Source organism: Brevundimonas sp. UBA7534 (assembly GCF_002479325.1).
In the GTDB taxonomy this organism is placed as follows: domain Bacteria; phylum Pseudomonadota; class Alphaproteobacteria; order Caulobacterales; family Caulobacteraceae; genus Brevundimonas.
Window position 1 is genome coordinate 6,733 of the sequence record NZ_DLMO01000075.1, and the last position, 3,534, is coordinate 10,266.

A 3,534-nucleotide genomic window follows, 5' to 3' on the forward strand; every position below is an offset into this window, starting at 1 on the left:
TCCATGTTGTTGATGTTGTAGGCGGGGAGGCCGTAGTCGTTCTCCGCCGCATGGTCGAGCAGCTGTCGCAGCGTGATGCGCGCCATTGGGTAATCTCCTGAGCCGATAGTCTTTTTTGTTGGCCGAATCTTAGCGCCGACCACGCCCCAAGTCACGCCGGGTTACAGGCGAGTCGGGACGCGACATCTTATAGCTCAGTCTGGCGGCTCGGGTTGCGTCGGGGACGAAAATCCCCGGCTGCGTCACGCGCGCAACGCCTCGACGCCGGGCAGGGCCTTGCCCTCCATCCATTCCAGGAAGGCGCCGCCGGCGGTGGAGACGAAGGTCATGTCGTCCGCGACCCCGGCGTGGTTCAGGGCCGCGACCGTGTCGCCGCCGCCCGCGACCGCGACCAGGGCGCCCGACTTGGCCAGGTCGGCGGCGGCCTTTGCGGCCTTGACGGTGGCGGCGTCGAACGGCGGAACCTCGAACACGCCCAGCGGGCCGTTCCAGATCAGGGTCTTGGACAGAGCCATCGCCTTGATCAGCTTCTCGACCGTCAGCGGGCCGGCGTCGAGAATCTTTTCCTCGTCGCCGATTTCCTCGCGAGCCAGGACGGTGCGGGTGTCGGCGCCCGGCTTGACGTCGGTGGCGACGACCACGTCGATCGGCAGCAGGATTTCGCAGCCCTTCGCCTCGGCCTCAGTCAGGATGTCACGGGCCGTGTCGGCCATGTCCTTTTCCGCCAACGAGCCGCCGATATCGACGCCCTGCGCATAGAGGAAGGTGTTGGCCATGCCGCCGCCGATGGCCAGGCGGTCCAGCTTGCCGACCAGGTTCTTCAAGAGGTCCAGCTTGGTCGAGACCTTGGAGCCGCCGACGATGCCCAGCACGGGCTTCTGCGGATTGCCGAGCGCGGCGTCCAGCGCCTCCAGTTCACGACGCATGGATTCGCCGGCGTAGGCGGGGATGTGATGGGCGACGCCCTCGGTCGAGGCGTGGGCGCGGTGGGCGGCCGAGAAGGCGTCGTTGACGTAGAGGTCGCCGAGGTCCGCCAGCTTTTCGGCGAAGACTGGGTCGTTGGCCTCTTCCGCAGCGTGGAAGCGAACGTTTTCCAGCAGCAGCACGCCGCCCGGATCCAGGTCGCGGATGGCCTCGACCGCCGGGGCGCCGATGCAGTCGTCGGCGAAGCGGATGGGCGCGCCCAGGACGTTCTCAAGCGGTTCGACCACGGGCTTCAGGCTCATCGAGGGGACGCGCTGGCCCTTGGGGCGGTCGAAGTGGGCCAGCAGAACCACCTTGGCGCCCGCGTCGCGCAGCCGCTGGATCGTCGGCACGGCGACCCGCAACCGGGTGTCGTCCGTGATCTTGCCGTTCTCCATCGGAACGTTGAAGTCCACGCGGACCAGGGCCGTCTTGCCCGAGATGTCCTTGGCGTCGTCGAGGGTGCGGAAGGTCATGTGATCTCCTCCCGCTCATCCCGGCGAAAGCCGGGCCCCAGTCCTTCGCAAACACGACGGCCAGGATCATGAGCGGTGCGAAACGGTCGGGCTGGATCGCCCATCGAACTGGGTCCCGGCTTTCGCCGGGATGAGCGGAAACGAAGGACTTACAGGAACTTCGCCATCTGCAGGGCGGTGTCGCTCATGCGCGTCGCGAAGCCCCACTCGTTGTCGTACCAGCTGAGCACGCGGGCCAGTTTGCCGTCGACGACCTGGGTCTGGGGCAGGGCGGCGGTGGACGAGGCGGCGATGTGGTTCAGGTCGTGCGAGACCAGCGGGTCGCTGGTCGTGAACAGGACGCCCTTCATCGGACCGTCGGCGGCGGCCTGCAGGGCCTCGTTGATTTCGGCGACCGTGACCTCGCGGCCGGCGACGACCTTCAAATCCACCACCGAGACGTTCGGGGTGGGGACGCGGATCGACGAGCCGTCCAGCTTGCCCTTCAGTTCCGGCAGGACCAGGCCCAGGGCCTTGGCGGCGCCGGTCGAGGTCGGGATCATCGACAGGGCGGCGGCGCGGGCGCGGTACAGGTCCTTGTGCATCGTATCCAGCGTCGGTTGGTCGCCGGTGTAGGAGTGGATTGTGGTCATGTAGCCGCGCTCGATGCCGAACAGGTCGTTCAGCACCTTGGCGACCGGGGCCAGGGCGTTGGTCGTGCACGAGCCGTTGGACACGACGATGTCGTCGGCGGTCAGCGTCTCGTGGTTGACCTTGTAGACGATGGTCTTGTCGGCGCCGTCGGCGGGGGCTGAGACCAGGACGCGCTTGGCGCCGGCCTTCAGGTGGGCCGAGGCCTTATCCTTGGAGGTGAAGATGCCCGTGCATTCCAGGGCGATGTCCACCTTAAGCTCGGCGTGGGGCAGGTTGGCCGGGTCGCGCTCAGCCGTGACCTTGATCTTGCCCGTGCCGACGTCGATCCAGTCCTCGCCCGAGGTGACCGTGCCGGGGAAGCGGCCGTGGACCGAATCGTAGCGGAACAGGTGGGCGTTGGTTTCCACCGGGCCCAGGTCGTTGATCGCCACGACCTCGATGTCCTTGCGGCCGTGCTCGACGATCGAGCGGAGGACAAGGCGGCCGATGCGGCCGAAGCCGTTGATGGCGACGCGAACGGTCATGGACGGGGTTCCTCTGAGCGGTTTGTTGATTGGGCGTTTCAATGAGCCGCGATGCGGCCGGTTTCAACCCCGCGACCGTCACATCGCACGTCCAAACGTTGCGGTTTTCAGCGCGGCGGCAAGAAACACCCCTTCGAAGACGATTTTCGGACGGGAGAGCAAAATTCTTGCAGAGAGCGCTTGCGCCGGCCCCACGCCTATGGTTTCTTGGCGTCAGAACAGGGAGCCCGCCGTGGCCACGATGACGCGCGACATGATGAAGGGACGCACCGCGAAGGCGGTGGCGGCCGTTCGCGCGCCGGACCCCGCTCAGGCGCTGTTCGTAACCCTCATTACCGTACTCCTTGGCCTGCTTACGCAAGCGGCGTGGATGCACGCGACCTGACCTAAACGCACTCAGGATCGCCTCGCACCACCCCGCTCCCGAAAGGAAGCGGGGTTTTTCGTGCTTGGCGGTTCGAACCGAACCGGACCGATGACGCAAGATTCTACCTCTCAGCCCCGTAAGCCGAACGCGCGCAGCGCGGCGGTGACGCACGGCCCGAACCGGGCCGCGGCGCGCTCCTATCTGCGGGCCGCCGGAATGCGCGATGAGGATTTCGAAAAGCCGATGATCGGCATCGTCAACACCTGGTCGACGGTGACGCCCTGCAACATGCACCTGGATCGTCTGGCCAAGGACGTGCGCGCCGGCATCATCGCGGCGGGCGGCTATCCGGTCGATTTCAACACCATCGTCGTGACCGACGGCATCTCGATGGGCACCGAGGGCATGAAGGCCTCGCTGATCAGCCGCGAGGTCGTAGCCGACAGCATCGAACTGGCCATCGAGGGCCACCAGCTGGACGGCGTGGTCTGCATCGTCGGGTGCGACAAGACGATCCCGGCGGCGGCCATGGCCCTGGCGCGTATGGATAGCCCCGGCCTGGTCTATTACG

General features: G+C 66.5%; 5 protein-coding genes. 2 read left to right on the forward strand and 3 right to left on the reverse strand.

The genetic code is table 11. From position 1 onward, the window contains the following. The 3 genes from B2U11_RS15710 to gap all read right to left on the reverse strand — a co-directional run. The coding region (locus tag B2U11_RS15710) for a hypothetical protein (protein WP_414632938.1) at positions 1–86 on the reverse strand (86 nt) is incomplete at its 3' end. Positions 87–242: 156 nt separating this feature from the next. Continuing rightward, positions 243–1,439, reverse strand: a complete 1,197-nt coding sequence (locus B2U11_RS05705) for a phosphoglycerate kinase (RefSeq protein WP_292070508.1) — start codon at positions 1,437–1,439, stop codon at positions 243–245. 149 nt (positions 1,440–1,588) lie between these two features. After that, on the reverse strand, positions 1,589–2,596 hold the full coding sequence (gap, locus tag B2U11_RS05710) for a type I glyceraldehyde-3-phosphate dehydrogenase (protein ID WP_292070510.1): 1,008 nt from the start codon (positions 2,594–2,596) through the stop codon (positions 1,589–1,591). Between the two features lie 232 nt (positions 2,597–2,828). On the opposite strand from gap, the gene B2U11_RS05715 reads away from it, so the two are divergent. Beyond that, the gene (locus B2U11_RS05715) at positions 2,829–2,981 is read left to right on the forward strand and encodes a hypothetical protein (RefSeq protein WP_201215711.1); all 153 of its coding nucleotides are present in this window, start codon (positions 2,829–2,831) and stop codon (positions 2,979–2,981) included. A 90-nt stretch (positions 2,982–3,071) separates the two neighbouring features. After that, a partial coding sequence (locus B2U11_RS05720; RefSeq protein WP_292070513.1) for a dihydroxy-acid dehydratase occupies positions 3,072–3,534 on the forward strand: 463 nt, incomplete at its 3' end.

Coding starts and splice junctions, on each gene's coding strand:
- B2U11_RS05705 (WP_292070508.1), bottom strand. CDS start 1,439: ATGACCTTCCGCACCCTCGACGACGCCAAGGACATCTCGGGCAAGACG.
- gap (WP_292070510.1), bottom strand. CDS start 2,596: ATGACCGTTCGCGTCGCCATCAACGGCTTCGGCCGCATCGGCCGCCTT.